General features: G+C 65.9%; 12 protein-coding genes and 1 pseudogene. 8 read left to right on the top strand and 5 right to left on the bottom strand.

What is annotated here, in order from left to right:
- Positions 1-2 precede the first annotated feature (2 nt).
- Positions 3-1,325, bottom strand: coding sequence for an MFS transporter (locus BLJ79_RS06655; RefSeq protein WP_071213949.1), 1,323 nt, complete (start codon positions 1,323-1,325; stop codon positions 3-5).
- Positions 1,326-1,487: 162 nt separating this feature from the next.
- On the opposite strand from BLJ79_RS06655, the gene BLJ79_RS06650 reads away from it, so the two are divergent.
- From BLJ79_RS06650 to BLJ79_RS06640, 3 genes are all read left to right on the top strand, one after another.
- The gene (locus BLJ79_RS06650) at positions 1,488-2,672 is read left to right on the top strand and encodes an RsbRD N-terminal domain-containing protein (protein ID WP_071213947.1); all 1,185 of its coding nucleotides are present in this window, start codon (positions 1,488-1,490) and stop codon (positions 2,670-2,672) included.
- 548 nt (positions 2,673-3,220) lie between these two features.
- Positions 3,221-4,546, top strand: a complete 1,326-nt coding sequence (locus BLJ79_RS06645) for a DUF222 domain-containing protein (protein ID WP_175475410.1) — start codon at positions 3,221-3,223, stop codon at positions 4,544-4,546.
- Positions 4,547-4,695: 149 nt separating this feature from the next.
- On the top strand, positions 4,696-5,274 hold the full coding sequence (locus tag BLJ79_RS06640) for a putative antibiotic biosynthesis monooxygenase (protein ID WP_071214473.1): 579 nt from the start codon (positions 4,696-4,698) through the stop codon (positions 5,272-5,274).
- Between the two features lie 78 nt (positions 5,275-5,352).
- On the opposite strand, the gene BLJ79_RS06635 is transcribed toward BLJ79_RS06640, so the two are convergent.
- The 3 genes from BLJ79_RS06635 to BLJ79_RS06625 all read right to left on the bottom strand — a co-directional run bounded on the left by BLJ79_RS06635 (position 5,353) and on the right by BLJ79_RS06625 (position 9,539).
- Positions 5,353-6,336, bottom strand: a complete 984-nt coding sequence (locus tag BLJ79_RS06635) for a diaminopimelate dehydrogenase (protein ID WP_071213943.1) — start codon at positions 6,334-6,336, stop codon at positions 5,353-5,355.
- Positions 6,337-6,466: 130 nt separating this feature from the next.
- Positions 6,467-6,949, bottom strand: coding sequence for a glutathione peroxidase (locus BLJ79_RS06630; RefSeq protein WP_071213942.1), 483 nt, complete (start codon positions 6,947-6,949; stop codon positions 6,467-6,469).
- Positions 6,950-7,130: 181 nt separating this feature from the next.
- The gene (locus BLJ79_RS06625) at positions 7,131-9,539 is read right to left on the bottom strand and encodes a YhgE/Pip domain-containing protein (RefSeq protein ID WP_071213940.1); all 2,409 of its coding nucleotides are present in this window, start codon (positions 9,537-9,539) and stop codon (positions 7,131-7,133) included.
- Between the two features lie 349 nt (positions 9,540-9,888).
- On the opposite strand from BLJ79_RS06625, the gene BLJ79_RS06620 reads away from it, so the two are divergent.
- Both BLJ79_RS06620 and BLJ79_RS06615 read left to right on the top strand, forming a co-directional pair.
- Positions 9,889-11,649 (top strand): FMN-binding glutamate synthase family protein, encoded by a 1,761-nt coding sequence (locus tag BLJ79_RS06620; RefSeq protein WP_071213938.1) that lies wholly within the window; start codon positions 9,889-9,891, stop codon positions 11,647-11,649.
- A gap of 50 nt (positions 11,650-11,699) precedes the next feature.
- Positions 11,700-12,893 carry an MFS transporter gene (locus BLJ79_RS06615; RefSeq protein ID WP_071213937.1) on the top strand — a complete coding sequence of 398 codons (1,194 nt, stop codon included), beginning with the start codon at positions 11,700-11,702 and terminating at the stop codon, positions 12,891-12,893.
- Between the two features lie 5 nt (positions 12,894-12,898).
- On the opposite strand, the gene BLJ79_RS06610 is transcribed toward BLJ79_RS06615, so the two are convergent.
- Positions 12,899-14,020, bottom strand: a complete 1,122-nt coding sequence (locus BLJ79_RS06610; RefSeq protein WP_083411056.1) for an enoyl-CoA hydratase/isomerase family protein — start codon at positions 14,018-14,020, stop codon at positions 12,899-12,901.
- A 120-nt stretch (positions 14,021-14,140) separates the two neighbouring features.
- Between BLJ79_RS06610 and BLJ79_RS06605 the strand changes: the two genes are divergently transcribed.
- From BLJ79_RS06605 to BLJ79_RS24025, 3 genes and pseudogenes are all read left to right on the top strand, one after another.
- Positions 14,141-14,530, top strand: coding sequence for a YidH family protein (locus BLJ79_RS06605; RefSeq protein ID WP_071213935.1), 390 nt, complete (start codon positions 14,141-14,143; stop codon positions 14,528-14,530).
- Positions 14,527-14,862: a DUF202 domain-containing protein gene (locus BLJ79_RS06600; RefSeq protein WP_071213933.1), complete on the top strand. Its 336-nt coding sequence runs from the start codon at positions 14,527-14,529 to the stop codon at positions 14,860-14,862. The genes BLJ79_RS06605 and BLJ79_RS06600 overlap by 4 nt, the downstream gene beginning before the upstream one ends.
- Before the next feature lie 119 nt (positions 14,863-14,981).
- A pseudogene (locus BLJ79_RS24025) lies at positions 14,982-16,499 on the top strand (SpoIID/LytB domain-containing protein); the annotation flags it as partial.
- Positions 16,500-16,873: the final 374 nt, after the last annotated feature.

Raw genomic sequence — 16,873 nt, 5'->3', positions numbered from 1 at the left:
CGCTAGTGCTTGAAGCCGGGCAGGTCGACGCTGAGCTTCGGAGCGATGACGCCCGCAACCGCGGTGAACAGCGACAGGAAGATGAGCATGGCGGCGGCGGGCCACCAGTGGTTGGACGCGGCGGCGACCAGGGCGGTGGCGGCCAGCGGGATGAACCCGGAGATCATGCCGGCGGTGTTCTGCGCGAAGCCGACGCCGGTGTAGCGGGTCTTGGCCGGGAACAGCCCGGTGAGCACCGTGCCGGAGGCGGCGTAGGGCAGCGAGAGCGCCGCGACGGCCAGGGTCATGCCGGCGATGACCAGCACGTCGTTGCCCGAATCGATGAGCATGAAGGCGGGCCAGGCAATGATCGCGGAGAAGATTCCGCCATAGGTGATGACCTTGGAGGAGCCAAAGCGCTCGCCGAGGCGTCCGCCAATGATCAACACGGGGATTTCCACGAGGGCGGCAATGATGCCGCCAAGCAGCATCAGCGAACGCTCGTATTCCAGGACGTTGACGCCGTACCAGACCACGAATGCGGTGACCAGGTAGAAACCGCCGATGCCGAGCATGCCGGCAGCCATGCCGATGATGATGTGCTTCCAGGATTCCTTGAGCGTGGTGCGGATCGGGGCCTTTTCGGTCTCGCCATTTTCCATCAATTCCTTGAATACCGGGGACTCATCGAGGCGGCTGCGGATGTACAGTGCGACCAGCAGCATCGGGATCGCAGCCAGGAACGGGATGCGCCAGCCCCAGGCGTCGAAGCTTTCCTGGGACAGGAACACGGTCATCAGGAAGAAGCCTCCCGAGGAGAGGATCGTGCCAATGGGGGAGCCGATCTGCGGCAGTGCCGCGTAACGGGCACGACGGTGCAGGGGTGCGTTTTCCACGACGATGGTCATGGCTCCGGACCATTCGCCGCCGACGAACAGGCCCTGGGCGATGCGCAGCAGCACCAGCAGGATCGGGGCCGCGATGCCGATGGCCGCGTAGGTGGGCAGCAAGCCGATCAGGCCGGTGATGATGCCGATGCCGACGATGGTCACCATGAGCGTCTTGCGGCGTCCGATCTTGTCGCCCATGACCCCGAAGATCATTCCGCCGATGGGGCGGGCCACGAGTCCCACGCCGAAGGTGGCGAAGGCTGCCATGGCGGCAGCCGTGGCATTCTGGCTGTCGAAGAACTGGATGTTGAATACCAGCGCGGCGGCAGCGCTGAAGAGGAAGAAGTCGTACCACTCCATGGCCGTGCCAATGAGGGCACCAATGGCAACCTTGGTGGCCTCCTTGTCGGAGATTTCTCGGGTTGCACCAGCTTCGAGTGTTCCAGTGTGGGTCATGGGAATTTTCTGCCTGATCTCAAGGGGAGGGCCGGTGCGTCGCTGCATGCCATCCGGTTTGTGGGGATGATGTTTATCTTGCCAAGGATCCACCGTGATGCACCGCACGTTTCACAACGAGTTCCATGCCACAAACGGTGCAAAAGCACATAATATGGTCGAATGGCATGGAACCAGGGCACCGAAAGCAAGCAAAACATCCAATCTGGCGACGCGGGGCGCTGGAGCGTCCTGCTGGATGGGTTGGACGTTGGGAAGCTGACCGACGAATTCATTGCTCGTCTGGGCGCCATTTCGATCTATGCCCAATCGCCGTTGCCGCTCAGCGAGATCAGGCGCACCGGCAGCGCATCGTTCAAGGCCCTGATCCTCGCCATGAAGGCGGATGACGACGAACCTGGCTACTTGCGTGAACGCGATGCCATCGCGCTGGATGTGGGAGTTTCCAGGGCGCGGGCGGGGGTTCCCATTGAGGCGCTGATGACCGCGATCCGCTTGGACTTTTCGGTGATCTGGGAAGCCATCACTGCCATTGCCGCGCCCGCGGACGCACAAGTGCTGGTCGAGCACACTGCTCGCGTCTGGGAAGTCGTGGACGGCTATGCGGGCGAAACCCAGAGGGCCTATGTCGCCGAGCTGGCCAGGATCCAGGCGGAGGCTGCAAGCAAAAGGCAAGGTTATCTGGCCACGCTTTTTAGCGAGAAAAAATTGACGCCTTCCGCGTTGGAGCGGATAGCAGAGGAACTTGGCCAGGACCCTGACACCGAGTATGTGGTCGTGGTCGCGCTGTGGGACCACATTCCAGCATTGCGACTTGCGTTGGCCAATGTGCAAGCGAGCAACCAGGTGTCGACCTATTCAATGGCGGATGCATTGGTGGTTTTTTATCCGCTCGAGGAGAGTGCCGGCTCGGAGGCCCAGCGGCTCAACGCGAGCCTTGAGCGACTCTCCTGCGGATTGATCGGGGAGGGCTGCGCTTTGGAGCAGGTTCCGCACGCCGCCGCCGTGGCTGCCGCGTTGGCAAGGCTGCTGGAGCCGACGGAAGAAGGTGCCATGACATGGGCTCGGGGATGGGCTCGCATGGCCCGGCGAGAGCTGGAACGGGCGGGCGCTCCAGGGCTGGGCGAGGTGGAGCGCGCATTGGATCAATGCGGCGCGACCGAACGCCGCCGACTGGGCGAAGCGGTGCAGGCCTACCTGCAATCCGGAAGCATTGCACATGCAGCTGAACAGTTGTACTGCCACCGAAACACCTTGATGAACCGACTCAAACGCTTTGCCCAGCTCACCGGCGTGGACCCCACCATTCCCGTCCAGGCGGCGAGACTGGTGGTGGGTTGGTCGTAGGAGCCAGCCGGCTCGGGTCCGGTCGCGGTGGCGGTGGAGCGCCACATCGCGCCGCCATGGCGTTAGTGCATGATCCTGCCCGGCGAGCTGGTGCAATCTGCAAGCGGAGCGGTCCCGAAGTGCATTCGCTAGACGAAGTGGCTTGGGTATTAGGGAAGCCCACGGGGAGTCGGTTTCCCATGTGGTTGAAGTGCTCGGGGAAGCCATTGCCGCGCGGGAACCTGACAAGTCCCCGAAATGGCAGGTCGAAGCAGGACTCCACCTATCTGTAAATTGGCTTCGGGCAATGGAGCATGTCGGTGGCGGCGCCGGGGCCGTCTCCTGGAGTCTCTGCGGCAGGAAGTTCATGGGCTCATAGTGTGTTTGCCGCAGATCGGAGCCGCTCCATACTTTTAGAATATTTTTTCGATAATTTGTCATGGCACCTTCTAACTGTAGATTTTTAGTTTTATAATTAAGGTATGGCAGCGGCGTCATCGAGCAGCAGCAACCCCCTTCATGGGACCGCGATGTCGCTCGCCGGACAGGCCCCCACATATGATGCGCTGGTGCTTGCGGGAGTTGACCTGGACGCGATGGTCGCCGAGCACGTGACACGAACCGGCATTGACGGGATCCGCTGCGTGGCCTCGGCCGTGAACGCTGCCCCGCTGCACGAGGCAACCCACCAGGCGATTGAGTCCTTGGGGGCCTTGGAGGCCCTGAAAACGGCCACATGGGCGAAGCAAGTAGCGCAAGCGGTGGCCTTCGAAGATACGGTAATCGCCAAGCGCGTGGAAACAGGGACGCGGAAGGACAACCCCTCGTGGGGAACCCGCGGTGAAGTGGCCCTGGCCTTGCATGTTTCCCCGGACAACGGGGCCAGCTTCATGAACAGCTCGCGGCTGCTGACCGACGACCTGCCCAGTACCGTTCGGGGCATGCGGTCCGGACTTATCACCTTCGAGCAAGCCATGGTGGTGGTTTCCTGCGTGCGTGACCTGCGGGTCGAAAACCGCCAGCTGATTGATGCGCTGCTGTGGAACGGGCAGCAAACCTGCTTCGAGGCTGGAACCGCCATGTTGCGGCACCGGATCCATTGCTGGGCGCTGGCCCTGGAACCCAAGGGCGCTGCTGATCTGGAGGATCTTGCCACCAAGCGTCGCTACTTCGATGGCTACCAGATCGATGACTACACCGTTAAATTCAGCGGCAGACTTCCCTTGGAACAGGGCCTGCCGATGTTGCAGGCCCTGCGCAACGCCGTGGACAAGCCCCGGAGCGCAGAGGATGACCGATCCCGGGCGCAAGTGGCCGCGGATACCGCGTTCGAGATGTTTTCGGGCACCAAGGCCGGCGACAGCGTTCCCGTGGAGCTCCTGCTGGTGATGAACGCAGAGAACCTGACAGCAGATGCCCAGCACCCGGTGCTGGTTCCCGGCCATGGCTACCTCAGCGCCGCCAAAGGACTCGACCTGTTGGCAGGGAACCCCGAAAATCCTTTGGACACGTGGCTTCGAAACCTATATGTGGCCCCGGAGACGGGGAAGCTGGTGGCCATGGAATCTGCCGGGCGGCTCTTCGCCGGGCAACTCAAGAAATTCATCAAGGTCCGTGACCAATATTGCCGGACACCCTTCTGCAACGGCAGGATCCAGGAACTTGACCACGTGGTGCAGGTGCGTCGCAATGGCAAGACCACCGAGATTAATTCCTCGGGTCGCTGCAAACGCTGCAATATGACCAAGGAAGCGCCCGGCTGGAAGGAATCCCCCCTTGCCGGCGCAGGCCGGCATGCCTTCGAAATCACCACACCCAGCAGCCACACATACATTTCCATTGCACCGGCTCCGATGAATGGAACCGGCCCCCAGTGGCCGCCGAAGCGTCTATAGACACCCACCTCCACAACCACTTCCGGGCTCGGAAGCCATCACCAGGAACACACATGTGCTCCCGGCACAGCCATGGGCTCGAGCCGTTCGAATCGCTGGAATTGTCCTGGGATTCGTGACGGGAACCGGGAGGGCACTAGATTATGGGAATGCCACAAGCAACCCCAATCACCGTATCGATAACCCGGACGGTACTCCCTGAACATCACCGTCGTTTCAATGCCTGGGTACAGGCCGGCCAGGTACTGGCGCGGGAATGGGACGGCTACCTTGGATCCGGATGGATCCGCACCGCTCCCGACTCCAACGAATGGCATGTCCTCTACCGGTTCTCCTCAGCCAAGGCCTTGGCGGCGTGGGACGAATCCGAGGAACGCAGCTGGTGGATCGACAGCGCCGCCGAACTGGTGGAAATCACCAAGGTCGAACACCGCACCGGAATCGAGGGCTGGTTCGAACAGCCCGGGGACATGAACTTCACCATCGCCGAAACCGTGGTGCCGCCGCGCTGGAAGCAAGCGGTCAGCATCTTCCTGCCATTCTTCCCGCTGAGTCTCTTGTCCAACTTCCTGCTCATGCCGCTACTGGGAAGCTGGCCGATTGTGCTCGCGGTGCTGCTCAACATTTGCATTCTCACCCCGCTGATGACGTACATCTTCCTGCCGGTGACCACCCAGCTGCTGAGGCCATGGCTGCAAAAGCCGCGCCGGGACAAACGCCGAAAGTAACCAGACCGGTCGTGGAAAAACGGGTGGGCACGGACCTTGCGGCCCGTACCCACCCGAAGAGCAGAGTCTTGCTGCGGTCTACAGCAGCTCGGCGCGCAGTTGCTCCGGGGACTTCGGGGACAACAAGCCGGGGGCGACGTCGAAGACCGTCTTTGCCCCGATCTGGCCGGACTGGTTCATCTTGTGGACCGCGCGGGCGTAGGCCACCAGCACGCTGGAGGTGAACTCCGGGTTCGACTGCAGGGTCAGCGAGTATTCGATGACCTGGGCGTGTGCATCGGTGGTGTTGCCGCTGCGGAAGACGAAACCGCCGTGCGGCATCGAGGAATGCTCGGAAGCCAGGGTGGCGGCATCGATGAAGTTCACCGTGGTGTCGTACTGGTCGAAGTAGTGCTCCATGGTCACGATGGCCTCGCGGACCGACGCGGCGTCGGCGCCGTCCTCGAGCACCACGAAGCACTCGCGCACGTGCTTCTCACGGGTCTCCAGGCTGGGGCGTTCGCCCGCCCGGACCTTGGTGATGGCCTCGGTGCTGGGGATCGTGTACTGGACGCCGCCTGCAACGCCCGGCACCCGGCGGATGGCGTCGGAGTGGCCCTGGCTCAGACCGCGGCCCCAGAAGGTGTAGGTTTCTCCGTCGGGAAGCAACGCCTCGCCGTAGACGCGGTTGATGGAGAACATTCCCGGGTCCCAGCCGGCGGAGATCAGCGCGGTCTTGCCGGCGGCGGTGGCCGGGGCATCGACGGCGGCGAAGTGCTCGGGGATCTTGGCGTGGGTGTCGAAGCTGTCGACGGTGTTGAACATGGCGGCCAAGGCCGGGCCCTGTTCGGGCAGGTCGGACTTCGAGCCGCCGCACAGGACCAACACGTCGATGTCTTCGGTGTGCTTGGTCAGCTCGTCCATATGGAAGGCCGTAGCACCGCCGGGAAGGGACAACGTTGCCGGGTCGCGGCGGGTGTAGACGCCGACCAGTTCCATGTCGGGGTTCTTGGCAATGGCTGCCTGCACCCCGCGTCCCAGATTTCCATAACCGGCAATGCCAATGCGGATTGATGCTCCCACGAAATTCCTCACTTCAAACTATTCTTGCGACCCCTCACACGCTAGTGCCTGCGGGGCCCGAACGCATAGAACGGTGACGGGCACCCGAACGGAACCCGGTTCGACCCGGTCTGTGTGGGGGACCGGTTCGCTAGCCCGGGAGGTTGGCTTCGATCGCGCGAATGATTTCGGGGTCGTCGGGCACGGTCTTCGGGCGGAACCGCTGGATTTCTCCCGAGGGCATCAGCAGGAACTTCTCGAAGTTCCACGTGATGCGCCCGGCCTTCCCGGTAGCATCCTTTGTCTTCTTCAGCTCGGTGTACAGCGGGTGTTCATGCTTGCCGTTGACCCTGACGCGGTCAAAGACCGGGAAGGTGACGCCGTAGGTGCTCGAGCAGAATTCCGCGATCGCCTCATTGCTGGACAGTTCCTGCAGGAACTGGTTGCTGGGGAATCCGAGCACGGTGAAACCGCGGTTCCCGTAGGTGCGTTGAAGCTGTTCAAGCTGCGCGTACTGCGGGGTGAGCCCGCAGCGTGAGGCGACATTGACCAGGAGGACGACCTGCTCGGCGTAGTCGTCGAGGGTTGTCATTGTTCCATCCATTTTTGCGATGGGAATGGTGTGGATGTTCATGCCAGTTACAGCAACACGGGGGTGCCTTGCATTCCCTGCGATGCACGTTTTCCGAGCTTTCCTCGTTCGCGGTGGTTGATGCGAATGGCAGCAACGGGGAAAGCGCAGGCGGCGCGGCCCCAAACCGGGGCCACGCCACCCGCTCCTGCTTTCATCGCATGGGTGCGATGGGAACCGCGTCCTAGCCGCGCAGGTGCCGGCGGTTGCGGACCATGACCAGCACCGGGATCAGCAACAACGCCAGCGGGATGAGCAGCAGCAGCGCGCTGGGACCGCTGCTGATCTTGGCTGCCGAGACCGCCTGAGTGCTGGCCTCCAACCGCGAGGTTCCGCTGGCCAGTTGCGTGGAACCTTCCGAGAGGGTGGACAGGCCGGTGGCGAGCTGGGAGTTGCCATCGGCCAGCTTCGCCGCACCGTCGTCGAGCTTGGTGGCTCCGGTGGACAAGTCCGAGGAGCCCTTGCGCAGGGCCTCGAGGCCCAACGCCAGTGTTTCGGTGCCGCCCGCGAGCTTCGCCGCACCGGCGTCGAGGTCTTCGGCGCCGTGGGCGAGTTTCGTGTTGCCTGCAGCCAGGTTTCCGGCACCGTTCTTGACCTTGGCTGCACCTGCTGCAGCCGAGTCGGCGCCCTGGGCCAGGGTGGGGGTGTTGGCCGCCAGTTTGGAGGTTCCGGCCTTGAGCTCGCCTGTTCCGGCTGCCAGCTTGCCCGTTCCGGCCGCCAGCTTCTTGCCGCCAGCTGCCAGGTCCTTGGCCCCGGTGTTGAGCTTGGCTGTCCCGGAATCCAGGGCCGAGGTTCCGGCCGCGAGCTTGGTTCCGCCCTGTGCCAGGGCATCGGCGCCGGTGCCGAGCTTGCCAGCCCCTTCTTCCAGTGATGCCGTTCCCCGCGCCAGGGAACCGGCTCCGGTGCTGAGCTTGGTGGTTCCGGCGGCCAAGGAGTCGGTGCCCTCGGCCAGCTGCGAGGCTCCGTTGCCCAGCGAGCCAAGGCCCGCCAGCAGGCCCTTGGAAGAATCGTTGAACCCGGCGTCGAGTTGTCCGAGTCCCGCGTTGAGGTTCTTGGCGCCGGCATCCAGATCGGTGGCCCCGGCCTTCAGCGCGCCGATGCCTTCGCCCAGGGCCTTGGAGCCGTCACTGAGTTTTCCCAGTCCTCCATCGAGCTGCGCGGCACCGGACTTCAGTGCCTGTGCACCATCATCCAGCGCGCCGGTCTGCTGGGGAAGTTCCTTGGTTCCCGCTTTCAGGGCGTCCATGCCCTGCGCAAGTTGCTTGCTTCCGGCGGCAAGTTCCCGGGCACCGGCGGACAGGCTGGTGGTGCCGGAGTTCAGCTTCTTCAGCCCGCCGTTGAGGTCCTGGGAACCCGAGCTCAGGGCGTTGACCTTATCCAGCAACAGGCCCGCCGGCACCGCCGGGTTTTCCTTCATGAATGCCGCCAGATCCGCGAGACCGCCGGAGAGACGCTCGGTTCCGGCTGCCAGTTCTGCGGTCTTTGCATCGGCCGTGGCCAGCCCGTCGGACAGGTTCTTGGCACCGTCCTCGACGCCGGAGGAGCCTTGTTGCGCCGCGACGATCCCGCCGCGCAATTGCGGTGCGGCGGCGGCCAGCGCCTTGGTGCCTGCGGCCAGCTTGGTGCTGCCGGAGGCAAGCTGGCCTGAGCCGTCCTTCAGGCCCGCCACGCCTTCGAGCAGGGCGGGAGCCTTGGCGGCGAGTTCTTCGACGCCGCCAAGCAGCTTGCCGCTTCCGGCGGCCAAGGCCCCGGATCCGGCCGCGGCGCTCGAGGTTCCTTCAGCGAGTTTTTGGGCACCCGCGTTTGCCGCTTGGGTTCCTGCGGCGAGTTTCTGGGCCCCGTCCCGGGTGGCATCGGCGCCGGCGGCGACCTGCTGCGCGCCGGCGGACAGGTCCTGGGCTCCGGCGTTGGCCTGGCCCGTTCCCAGGCCCAGCTTCGCCATTCCCGCGGACAGTTCCAGGGATCCGGTCTTGAGCGACTGCGCCCCGGAGTCCAGGGTCGCGGTGCCCGTGGCCAGCGATTCGGTGCCGGTGGCGAGCTTGGTCGAGCCCGCACTCAGTGCACCTGCACCTGTGTGGGCATCCCGTGCACCGGTGGCCAGCTTGCCTGCACCGGCATCGAGCTTGCCCGCCGCGGCATCGAGTGAAGCGGTTCCCGCGGCTAACTTGTCCACACCTGTTGCCAGGTTGCTGGCCCCGTTGCCCAGCTTGGAGGCGCCGGCCGCGGCATCTTGGGCTCCGAGGGAGAGCTTTGAGGTGCCGGCGTGCAGCGAGTCCGCGCCGTCACCGAGCTTGCCGGCGCCCGCGGCGGCGTCCTGGGCTCCGTCGGCCAGCTTCTGTGCGCCGGCGGACAGGGCACCGGTGCCGTTGGCCAGCTCCGTGGCCCCGGCGGCTGCCGCGCCGGAGCCGTCGGCCAGCTTGGCAACCCCGTCGTTGGCCTTGCCCATGCCGTTGTTCAATTCGGAGGCGCCGGTGGCGACCTGCGAGGAGAACATCGCGTAGAACGCCACGAAGGCGATCAGGAACAGGCCGAGCAGGACCGTGATGACGGCATGCAGCAACGTGTGCCGCTTGGCGGCAATATGTGCATTCAACTGGACTCCTTGGGGGAAAGTGTTGGATGGTGCAGTGGCTTGCCGCAGCGTTTTTGGGCGCACCGAACTACGCCGTGCACTGCGGCACGGTGGAGAGGGGAGGGCCTGCGGCCGGAGGCCGGATGGCCCGAGGTCGAACTGTGATGGGAGTAACAAAGAGGGCTAGACCCATTGAACTTACTCGTCGGTAGGTTTGCAAGGGTTTTGGCGAAAAACTTACCCGACAGTAGGTTGTGACGGTTTCGGCGGCATTCTCCGCGGTCGATCCAAATGCCCTTCAACCGGTGCCGAGTGGAGCCGGGTTCCTGAATCGGCCCACATGGCGCGCGAAGGTTGTAGGCTCGCAGACATGGTGAGATTCCTGATTATCGCGTTGTTGTCGTTGCTCGGCTTCCTCACGATTGTCGCCGCGTCCTTCGGCCGCGATGGATGGTGGGCGATTGCTGCGCTGGCCTTGCTGCTGCTGGGGTTGGGCATCCACGACGTGATCCAGACCAAGCATGCGATCCTGCGAAACTTCCCGGTGCTCGGACGCATGCGCTTCTTGTTCGAGTCCATCCGCCCCGAGATCCAGCAGTACTTCATCGAGCGGAACACCGACGGACGGCCCTTTGACCGCGACACCCGCTCGCTCATCTACGCACGTGCCAAGGGCGCCGACAGCCACAAGGCCTTCGGCACCGAACGCGACGTCAACGAGGTCGGCTACGAGTTCCTGCTGCATTCCACCGCCCCGGTGCCGGTCAGCGGAGAGCAGCACCGGGTGCGGATCGGCGGACCGGACTGCACCCAGCCCTACGACATGTCGCTGATGAACGTCTCCTCCATGAGCTTCGGGGCGCTGTCCAAGAACGCCGTGCTGGCCATGAACAAGGGCGCCGCCATGGGCGGGTTCGTCCAGGAAACCGGAGAGGGCGGTCTGGCCCCGTACCACCTGGAATACGGAGCCGACCTGTTCTGGGAGATCGGCTCGGGCTACTTCGGCTGCCGGAATGCGGATGGAAACTTCGACCCCGTCGTCTTTGCCCAAAAGGCGGCCAACGAACACGTCAAGGGCATCACCATCAAGCTCTCCCAGGGGGCCAAGCCGGGCCTGGGCGGGGTGCTTCCGGCGGCCAAGATCACCCCGGAAATCGCCGCGACCCGCGGGGTTCCGATGGGCGTCGACTGCATTTCCCCTGCATCGCACTCGGCCTTCGGCACCCCGCGCGAACTCATGGAGTTCGTCGCCCAACTACGGGAACTTTCCGGCGGCAAGCCGATCGGCTACAAATTTTGTGTGGGTTCGCGCACCGACGTGCTCGCCATGTGCAAGGCCATGATCGAAACAGGGATCACCCCCGACTTCATCACCATTGACGGTTCCGAGGGAGGCACCGGTGCCGCACCGCTGGAATACGAAGACCATGTGGGCACCCCGCTGACGGAGGGCCTGATGCTGGTGCACAATGCCCTGGTCGGCGCCGGGCTGCGCGGCAGGATCCGGCTGGGGGCGGCCGGAAAGATCGCCACCGGCTCCGACGTGGTCAAGCGACTGATCCAGGGCGCCGACTTCACCTTCAGCGCGCGCGCCATGATGATGGCCACCGGCTGCATCCAGGCGCAGAAGTGCCACACCAACCGCTGCCCCGTCGGCGTGGCCACCCAGGATCCCCGGCTGATGCGGGCACTTGACGTCACGGACAAGGGCAACCGGGTCTACAACTACCACAAGCTCACCGTCCAGGAAGCGGCCCAGCTGATGGCCTCGATGGGCGTGGGGGCTCCGGGCCAGTTGAACCTGCGGATGCTGCGCAGGCGCATCGACCAGTTCACCACGCGCAGTTACGCGGGGCTGCACAACTGGCTGGCGCCGGGGGAACTGCTGGAGAACCCGCAGCGCGGCTGGGCGATGGACTGGGAGGAAGCGGACTCCGGCACCTTCGGCGAGCACGTGCCCCTGCTGTGGTCCAACGACCGCGAACCCGCTCCGGCGGCCGTGGCCGGGACGGTGCCGCCCCAGCGCGTGGAGCCCAAGGATTCAACGCACCACATTGTGGCCCCGGTGCACCCGAATGCCGAACGGCCCGAGGGGCGCCCGGCACCCAAGGCCACGCCCAAGTCAGGCTGACTTCGTCATGAATGCGTAGGCCCGGGCAGGGGCGCGGAATAATCGTCGCCATGGACGCACCCGGAACGGCACCGAAAATCGGATTCCCCTCGGTGCTTGCCCACGCGTTCTTCCTGCAGGGCGCCGTATACCTGGTGCGCCCGGCAACCTCCTACAAGGCGCTCGAGCTGGGGGTGGACCCCGGGCTGCTGGGGCTGGTGGTGGCCAGCTTCTCGATCCTGCCGGTCTTCCTGGCCATTGCGATCGGGCGTGCCACCGACAGGGGACGCGAAAAGCAGGTGCTGCTCGGTGGCGCGGGGCTGATGCTGGTCTCGGGCGCCGGGCTGCTTTTTGCCGCTCCTTCTCTCCCTGCGCTGCTGGGCTGGAACGCGGTCCTGGGCGTGGGCCACCTGATGAGCATCATCGGGGAGCAAGGCCGGCTGGCCTCGGCCAATGCCCGGAACATGGATCGAGTCTTCGGCTTCTACACCATGGTCACAGCGGTGGCGCAGGCCGCGGCCCCGCTGCTGCTGGGGTTCCTGGGCGGGGCGGCGGTGAACCCGGACACCGCGGTGCTGCTGCGTGCCTACCTGTTGGCCGCCTTCGCGATGTTGGTGGCGACCTTGTTCATGGTGCGCCACTCGGTCCCGGTGGCGGCCGGCGGCTCCAAGGCCCCGGTGAAGCTGGGCACCGCGCTGAGGGTCGAACCCGCCGCCCGGAACACGCTCATCGCCTCGATCGGGCTGAGCATGATGGTGCTGTGCAGCATCGACCTGCTGCAGGTCTGCCTGCCGGCGCTGGGCGTCGAACGCGGGATCCCCACCCAAACCATCGGCGCCCTGCTGGCGCTGCGGGCCGCAGCCACGGTGCTTTCCCGGCTGGGCATGGACCGGTTGGTCCGCGCGGTGGGCAGGGCACGGCTGCTGCTGGTGTCCACGGGCGCCTCGGCGCTTCTGGTCGGGTTGCTGGTGCTGGATTTGCCGGTGCCCGCGATGGCGGCGGTGCTGGCGGCGGCCGGGCTGGGCCTGGGCCTGGGGCAGCCGCTGAGCATGACGGTGGTGTCCACCGCGGCGACCGAGGGCACCCGCGGGACCTGGATGTCGATCCGGCTGCTGGGCAACCGGCTGGGCCAGGCGGTGATCCCGGTGGGCGTGGGCGTCTTTGCCACCACCCTGGGCGCCGGGGGAGTGTTCCTGGTTCTGGGCTTGGGCCTGGGAGCGGCGACGCTCGGGTCGATCGCGCCGCTGCGCCCCATGGGGAAATAAGTCCGCTACGGGGCCTCGGCAATGACCGCAGCCACCGCGGCGGTGTCCACCTCTTCCAGCCGGGCCGGCTTCCACGCGGGGTTCCGGTCCTTGTCGATGACCTGGGCGCGGATGCCCTCGGCGAGGTCGGGGCGGTGCATCAGGTAGTCGGCGACCCGCAGCTCGCGGTCCAGCGCCGAGCGCAGGTGGTCCTCGGCGCGCGCGGCACGCACCGCGGCCAGCGCGCATTCAAGCGACGTGGGTGAATTGGCCCGGATCGCCGCAGCGGCCTCGGCAGCGGCGCTGTGGCCCATTGCATCGAGGCGCTCCAGGATCCCGGCCAGGGAAGGTGCGGAAAACGCAGCATCGATCCACGGTTGTGCCGCGGCCAGCCCGGACGCGGCGAAGGACCCGAAAAGTACCTCGAGCCCGGCGGCGATCTCGGGTGCGGGCATCGCCTCGAAGTCCGCCAGCGCGTCGACGAGCTCCTCGAAGCGGCCGGAATCCACCAGCATGTCCGCAAAGCCCAGCTCCACGGCATCGGCACCGCTGAAGGTGGAGGCGGTCAGCACAAGGTATTCGCCCAGGTGCCCCGGGGCGCGGCCCATCAGGTGCGTGCCACCCACATCGGGGCTGTAGCCGATGCGGGTCTCTGGCATCGCGAAGCGCGCCTCGGGGGTGGTGATGCGGATCGAGGCGTGCGAGGCCAGCCCGATCCCGCCGCCCATGCACAAACCGTGGACCAGCGTGACCACCGGCTTGGGGTAGGAAGAGATCGTCTCGTTGAGGTCGAACTCCAGGGACAGCAACTCCAGGAAGCGGGCGTGTTCCGATTCGGTGACCGCGGCGTGGAAGTCCTTGATGTCACCTCCGGCGCAGAAGCCGCGTTCCCCCGCTCCGCGCAGCACGACCATCGAGATCGCGGGGTCCTGCGCCCAGGCGGTGAACACCTCGGTGAGCTCGGCCAGCATTCCACGGGTCAGCGCGTTGATGGCCGCGGGCCGGCGCAGCTCGATGAATCCCAGCGAACCGTTGCGGGCGGAATGGATGAAGGTCTTGATCGGTCTGGTCCTGTCGTTGCGGCTGCGGTGCTGCTGCCAAGATATCGCCGATGCACCCCGGATGCGAAACCGCCCGCTCGGCAACATCGCCGACTTGAACAGCGGGACAGCGCGGCTTCGCCGGTATCCTGAACAGGAATTCACCACACCGGTGCGGCGCGCCGCCGCACCCCAGGGAAACACAGCGCAAGGGAGCACTCCGGGGCCATGGGATCGACCGACGAAAACGACGAACGCGGGTCCATCGCCCGTCGCGTGCTGCCCGGCGGCAAGGAACCCGATCCGCGCTTCACGCTGGCCAACGAGCGCACGTTCCTGGCCTGGATCCGCACCGCCCTGGCCTTCCTGGCCGGAGGCATCGCGCTGGAGGCATTCGCCGCCGACGCGTTCCCGGGCCCGCTGCGCACCGGGATCTCGGTGCTGTTGATCGTGATCGGCATGCTGGTCAGCGCCGGTGCGGCCCTGCGCTGGCGCGGGATCGAGATGTCGATGCGCCATTCGCGGCCCCTGCCCTTGCCGCTGATCGTTCCCATCCTGGGCCTGGGCGCTGCCGTCGCCGCCGCGGTGGTGGCCGTGCTGATCGCCCTGGACCGTTGAGCGCCGGCCCGCGGGAACCCATCCACCAGGATCCCGGGCTGCAGCCCGAACGCACCGTGATGTCCTGGGGCCGGACCACGCTGTCGCTGTGCGTCGCGGCCCTGGTGTTCCTGCGCTGGCTGCCGCATTACGGGGTCGGGATCCTGGCCATGGTCGTGCTGGCGATGGCGGCCGCCGGGGGCATCTACGCCACCCAGCGCCACCGCTACGCACGTTCCTCCCGGGGGATCCGCTCCGAGCTCTTGCACGCCGACGTGGTTGCGGTGCTGTCCGTCAGCGCCCTGGTGCTGGGCCTGGGAGTGATCGGCATCCTGGTGGTGCTGGGCCCGTAGCGGTTGAAATTGGCAGGCCATGGCGGGTACCGGCCGATAAACGGTGGCATATGATCGGTAGTTGATGTTCCGCCGGGAAAACGCCCGGTTTCCCGCCGCACCGAGGTCCAAGGATCAACATGAGAAAAACCGCCCTGGCCGTATCGGCCGTGCTGATTGCCGCACTGCTGGTTCCCGGTGTTCCGGCGCTGGCCGTGGCCCCCGCCGGCGCCGCCGTGGCCCCCGCGAGCATCAACGACACCAACAAGGCCTACCTGGCCAAGGCCGCCAAAACCCTCGGCGGGGCCGACGCGGCTACGGGCAAGCTCAAGGACGGGACGCTGTGGCGTTCGCACCGCGACGGCATCGTGGTGTATTCGAACAAGCGCCGCGCGCTGACGGTGCGCAACGCGATGGCCCGGGCGTGGGCGGACACCGGCTGGGAAAACGGCCGCTTCGGCTACCCAACGGGCGAGCAATACAAATCGGGGGCCGACACCCGGCAAAACTTCGGCGGCGGCGTCATCGGCGTGCGCCCCAACGGAACCTCATACTGGCTGCCCAAGGCCCCGAAGCTTCCCGACTTCACCGTCACCGGGGCCGGCTGGGGACACGGCGTGGGCATGAGCCAATACGGGGCCCGGGCCATGGCCGCCGAGGGCAAGAGCGCCACGGGCATCCTGCAGTACTACTACAACCCCGCCAAGGTCACCGCCGGCAAGAGTGCTCCGGCCGGAGACATCCGGGTGCAGGTGCTCAAGTCCGGCAGCAGCTCCCTGGCCGTTGCCGGCGGGCGCATGCGCGTGACCGACCCGGCGGCCAAGAAGACCTACACCGCTCCGGCCGGCTCAACGCTCACCCTGAAACGCAGCGGCTCCCAGCTGTCCTACGTGCTGAAGAACGCCGCCGGATACGACGTGGTGCCGCGCGATGCGAACAAGGACGGGGCCAGCGACAAGAACCCCAAGGCACAGGAAAACAAGACCAGCAGCAAGCTGCGTATCACCTGGGAGGGCACGCGCGCCTGGGCCTCGTCCAAGCGCGCCACCATTTCCATCCCCAAGGCCAACGCCGAGTCCTCGGCACCGGGGATCTACCGCCACGGATACCTGGAAGCGGGCCTGCTCAAGGACCAGGTGAACCTGGTGACCTCGCTGCGGTTGAACGACGAATACCTCTACGGCCTGGCCGAGGTCCCCTCCTCTTGGCCCTCGGCGGTGCTGCAGGCCCAGGCCATCGCCGGGCGCACCTACGCCATGCGCAAGGTCGGCAGGCTCAAGGAATCCTGCGACTGCAACGTCACCGACGAGGTCCAGGACCAGAAGTTCACCGGCTGGGCAAAGGAAAACGAACAGCCCGGCTACGGGGCCAAATGGAAGGCTGCCGTCAACGCCACCGTCTCGCGCAACGCCGCGGGCGTGCCCACTTCCGGCAAGGTCGTCACCTACGCCGGGCGGCTGGCCGAGACCGTGTACTCCTCCTCGACCGGCGGGGCCACCCGCAACAGCGAGGACGTCTGGGGCGGCGCGGGCCAGCCCTACCTGCGCTCGCGCACCGACCCCTGGTCGTTGAAGGCCAGCGCCAACAACCCCTACCGGTCCTGGACCCAGCGCACGTCCCAGCGGGAGATGGCCAAGGTCTTCGGCCTGGGCGATGTGGTGGGCGTGAAGTTCATCCGCGCCAAGGACCTGACCATCAGCTCGGCTACCGCCACAACCTCCTCCGGGACGGCCAAGACCCTGACCGGGAACGCCTTCCGCTCCTGGGCCTCCGGCATCGGCGCGCACTCGGCCTGGATCACCGGCATCAAGGCCAGCACCACCGTCCCCAAAGCCACGGCCATCAACCCCCGGAACTTCTGCAGCACCACGGTGAAACCCGGGTCGAACCTTGCCAAGGCCGCCTCCAAGGCCCGCGACGGGGCGGTCATTTGCCTGAAGGCCGGAACGCACAAGGCCGGCAACGTGGTGCTCAAGCCGCGGCAAACCCTCATCGGGCACACCCGGTCCAACACCCGGCTCGACGGGACCAT

Origin of the sequence: Arthrobacter sp. UCD-GKA, from assembly GCF_001863355.1 — a bacterium.
Classification (GTDB): Bacteria; Actinomycetota; Actinomycetes; order Actinomycetales; family Micrococcaceae; genus Paeniglutamicibacter.
This window is presented reverse-complemented; position numbering and strand designations above follow the sequence as displayed.